The 4456-nt window shown below is 39.8% G+C and carries 6 protein-coding genes; all 6 read left to right on the top strand.

The features are described 5' to 3' along the window. Positions 1-243: dihydropteroate synthase (locus AC52RT_RS10035; protein WP_495540614.1), on the top strand; the 243-nt coding region annotated here is incomplete at its 5' end. Beyond that, the gene (folB, locus tag AC52RT_RS10040) at positions 236-595 is read left to right on the top strand and encodes a dihydroneopterin aldolase (protein WP_495540615.1); all 360 of its coding nucleotides are present in this window, start codon (positions 236-238) and stop codon (positions 593-595) included. The genes AC52RT_RS10035 and folB, both read left to right, overlap by 8 nt. Position 596: 1 nt before the next feature. Further along, positions 597-1124: a 2-amino-4-hydroxy-6-hydroxymethyldihydropteridine diphosphokinase gene (gene folK / locus AC52RT_RS10045; RefSeq protein WP_495540616.1), complete on the top strand. Its 528-nt coding sequence runs from the start codon at positions 597-599 to the stop codon at positions 1122-1124. After that, complete coding sequence (locus tag AC52RT_RS10050; RefSeq protein ID WP_040374965.1) at positions 1076-1294, top strand: helix-turn-helix domain-containing protein; 219 nt, start codon at positions 1076-1078, stop codon at positions 1292-1294. Before folK ends, AC52RT_RS10050 begins: the two co-directional genes overlap by 49 nt. 23 nt (positions 1295-1317) lie before the next feature. Continuing rightward, complete coding sequence (gene dusB, locus AC52RT_RS10055) at positions 1318-2316, top strand: tRNA dihydrouridine synthase DusB (protein ID WP_495540617.1); 999 nt, start codon at positions 1318-1320, stop codon at positions 2314-2316. 249 nt (positions 2317-2565) lie between these two features. Next, positions 2566-4002: a lysine--tRNA ligase gene (gene lysS / locus AC52RT_RS10060; RefSeq protein WP_495540618.1), complete on the top strand. Its 1437-nt coding sequence runs from the start codon at positions 2566-2568 to the stop codon at positions 4000-4002. Positions 4003-4456 lie beyond the last annotated feature (454 nt).

A 4456-nucleotide genomic window follows, 5' to 3' on the forward strand; every position in this document is an offset into this window, starting at 1 on the left:
ATGAGGAATCTTGATAAGCTAGTAGCAATAGGGTATCCGGTTTTACTTGCTGCTTCACGGAAATCAATGATCGGAGACGTCTTAGACCTTCCTCCAAATGAGAGAATGGAGGGTACGGGAGCAACTATTTGTTTTGGGATACAAAAGGGTTGCCAAATGATCCGCGTACATGATGTGAAGGAGATGGCCCGAATGGCTAAGATGATGGATGCGCTTGCGGGAAAGGGAGAGTATAGTGGATAAAATTTTTGTAAATCAAATGGAGTTTTATGGCTATCATGGCGTATTTCCAGAAGAAAATCGTCTTGGGCAACGGTTTGTGGTAGACCTTATTATAGAAACAGATCTTTCTGCTGCAGGTAAAAGTGATCAATTAGATGATTCTATTAATTATGGAGAGTTGTATGGTGTGTGCAAAGAAGTCGTGGAGGGTGAACAGTATAATTTGGTCGAAGCAATAGCAGAACAAATTGCCTCACGTGTGCTTACTCAGTTTTCTAATGTTCAGACCTGTACGGTCAAAGTATTTAAACCTGATCCTCCTATTCCAGGACATTATAAATCCGTAGCGGTGGAAATAAAAAGGGGACGTTAAGTTGAAAAATATTTCCTATCTCTCCATTGGATCGAATATGGGTGACCGGCTGCACCTCTTTAAAAAAGCCATAGATTATTTACAGAGTGATGAAAATATACAAATAAGTAATATCTCATCAATTTATGAAACAGAGCCTGTTGGTTATACGGAACAGGCGAAATTCTTAAATGCTGTCCTGAAGATAGAGACATCCTATAAACCAGAGGAATTATTGCATAAATGTCAGGCAACAGAGAAAGAGAATGGTAGAATTAGGGATATAAGATGGGGTCCTCGTACAATAGACCTTGACATTTTGCTGTATAATCACGAAAATATTGAAACAGAGAGTCTTTCTGTTCCGCATCCCCGGATGTTGGAAAGGGCATTTGTACTCATCCCGTTATTGGAGTTAGATTCAAGCATCAGGCTGCCTGAGATGGACATACCTTTGGTTAATATTCTTGAAGATATACAGGATAGAGAAGGAGTTCGATTATGGAAGCTGAAAAATGGGGAAGACGGATTAGGGCTTTTAGAAAGCTAAAGGGATATACACAAGAAGGATTTGCGAAGAAAATCGGTGTTTCTGTCTCTTTATTAGGAGAAATAGAACGAGGCAATCGTCTGCCATCAGAACAATTTTTAACTGAGGTGACGAATATTCTTCAAATTAGTATGGATGAACTTCAACCTCCAGAGGATAGAATAGAATAAAAGACAACGAAGGAGGCCGCATCGTGTTAAAGATTGGCGATGTCGAAATGAGTAACCCAGTAGTACTTGCTCCTATGGCTGGGGTATGTAATTCCGCTTTCCGTTTAACGGTAAAGGAATTTGGTGCTGGCTTGGTTTGCGCTGAAATGGTAAGCGACAAAGGGATTGTATTGAAAAACAAAAAAACGATGAATATGCTTTATATAGACGAACGGGAAAATCCGCTCAGTCTGCAAATTTTTGGCGGAGAAAAAAAGACATTAGTTGAGGCCGCACAATTTGTGGATAAGAATACAAATGCAGATATTATAGATATAAATATGGGGTGTCCTGTGCCTAAGATTACAAAATGTGACGCAGGTGCTAAATGGCTGCTTGATCCTAATAAGATATATGAAATGGTTTCTGCTGTAACAGATGCAGTAGACAAACCTGTGACGGTGAAAATGCGTACAGGCTGGGATGATGATCATATCTACGCAGTCGAAAATGCATTAGCCGTTGAACGGGCAGGCGGTCAAGCAGTATCTGTACATGGGAGAACACGTTATCAGAAGTATGAAGGAAAAGCAGATTGGGACATCATACGTCAAGTGAAGGAAGCGGTTAAGATTTCGGTCATTGGAAACGGTGATGTAGAAACACCGCTCGATGCAGAAAGAATGTTACAAGAAACCGGGGTAGACGGTGTAATGATTGGTCGTGCTGCACTGGGGAATCCATGGATGATCTATCAAACAGTTAGGTATTTAGAGACCGGAGAATTACTAGGGGAACCATCTGTTCGCGAAAAAATGGATGTTTGTATTTTGCATATGGATCGTTTAATCGCTCTAAAGAATGAAAATGTGGCAGTTCGTGAGATGCGTAATCATGCTGCGTGGTATTTAAAAGGCATTAAAGGGAATGCAAGTGCAAGAAAAGGGATCAACGAGTGTCACACTAGAGAAGATGTGGCTCGTCTATTGTATGGTCTTGTAGATGAGATTGAAGCGAAAGAACAAAATATTCAAATGGTGTAACGATTTGACATCATCTTGTGGGTTTTCTATAATACGCTTATCCAAGCTGCCAGTTGAGTACTGGCAGTTTTTATATGTAGAAACACTTTTTTAGGCAAAGGGCTGTTCGATTCAGTCACTTTATGTAAAAATATATAGGTATGAAAAATTATAGTTACGTTTATTTGATAGATGAAGTGAATACAAAGATGGAGATGATGACACGTGAGCGAAGAAACTAATGACCAGCTCAAAGTAAGACGCGAGAAAATGGATGCAATGGTGGCGAATGGACAAGATCCTTTCGGAAGCCGCTTTGAACGTACGCATCTAGCAGCGAAAATTGTTGAAGAATTCAGCGAGTTAACAGAAGAAGAACTAACAGAAGGAAAAGAAGTCGTACTAGCAGGACGGGTAATGACTAAACGTGGTAAAGGGAAAGCTGGATTTGCGCACCTTCAAGATATAAGCGGACAGATTCAAATCTATGTTCGTCAGGATGCTATTGGGGAAGAAGCGTATGATCTCTTCAAACAAGCAGATTTAGGCGATATTATCGGCATCAAGGGGAATATTTTCAGAACGAAGGTTGGCGAGCTTTCTGTGAAAGCAAAGGAATTCACTTTCCTATCAAAAGCTCTTCGTCCACTTCCAGATAAATTCCACGGATTAAAGGATGTTGAAGAACGTTACCGTAAACGGTATGTTGACTTAATGACAAACGATGAAAGCAAACAAACATTCATTACACGGAGTAAGATTATTCGTGAAATGCGCAGATATCTTGATGATCATGGATATCTAGAGGTTGAAACACCGTTACTTCATACAATTGCAGGCGGTGCAGCTGCGCGCCCGTTCCTTACTCATCACAATGCATTGGATATGCCTTTATTTATGAGAATTGCGATTGAACTTCATCTTAAGCGTCTGATTGTCGGCGGCTTAGAAAAAGTGTATGAAATTGGCCGGGTATTCAGAAATGAAGGAACATCAACACGACATAACCCAGAGTTTACGATGATAGAATTATATGAAGCCTATGCCGATTATCAAGATATCATGAGATTGACTGAAAATATGGTCGCACATATTGCGCAAAAAGTACTTGGTACTACAACCGTACAATATGGAGGACACGATATAGAGTTGAAGCCAGAGTGGACTAGACTTCACATGGTCGATGCAATTAAAGAACATACTGGAGTAGATTTCTGGAAACAGATGACGAAAGAAGAAGCACAACAGCTTGCGAAGGAACATAACATCCAAATAAAAGAGACAATGGAATTTGGTCATGTTGTTAATGAGTTCTTTGAACAAGTAGTTGAAGAAAAGCTGATTCAACCGACGTTTATCTTTGGTCACCCAGTAGAAATCTCTCCACTTGCTAAGAAAAACGAAAAAGATCCGCGCTTTACAGATCGCTTTGAGCTCTTCATTGTGGGACGTGAGTATGCAAATGCTTTCTCAGAGCTAAATGATCCAGTGGATCAAAGAGAGCGTTTTGAAGCACAAATGAAAGAGCGTGAGCAAGGAAATGACGAAGCTCACGAAATGGATGAAGATTTCTTAGAAGCGCTTGAATATGGTATGCCGCCAACAGGTGGTCTGGGAATTGGAATTGACCGTTTAGTTATGTTATTAACTAATTCTCCATCTATCCGAGATGTACTATTATTCCCTACTATGCGTCACCGTTCATAATTGGCTGGCTGCAAGCAGTGTCTCAATCACGAGGCGCTGCTTGTTTTTGTTAGAAAAGGGATAATTAAGTATGTGGAAATTACAATACTATTTACAATACTATTAATGAGAAAAACAGAATCTAGTTTTCTGATTATTGCCGCTTTGTTATTTTAGAAAAACTTTTTCAAAAAGGTATTGCACAGGGCACGAGATGATGGTATATTTATATCTGTTGTTACAAACGAGTTACAAACGGATGAAAAACAGATAAAAAGTTTTGAAAAATCCTTGACTCAAACAGCCGACAATGTTATTATTAATAAGCTGTTCCGAAACAAATTGCTCTTTGAAAACTGAACAAAACAAAGCGTCAACGTTTTAAAGAAGTGAGTACACACTATAAAAACAACCGAGCAAGTCAAACATTCTACGGAGAGTTTGATCCTGGCTCAGGATGAACGCTGGCGGCGTG

This window comes from Peribacillus sp., from assembly GCF_059453735.1.

Bases quoted from the DNA above. Each gene is read 5' to 3' on its own strand.
- AC52RT_RS10050 (WP_040374965.1), top strand. From the start codon at position 1,076: ATGGAAGCTGAAAAATGGGGAAGACGGATTAGGGCTTTTAGAAAGCTA.
- lysS (WP_495540618.1), top strand. From the start codon at position 2,566: ATGGATGCAATGGTGGCGAATGGACAAGATCCTTTCGGAAGCCGCTTT.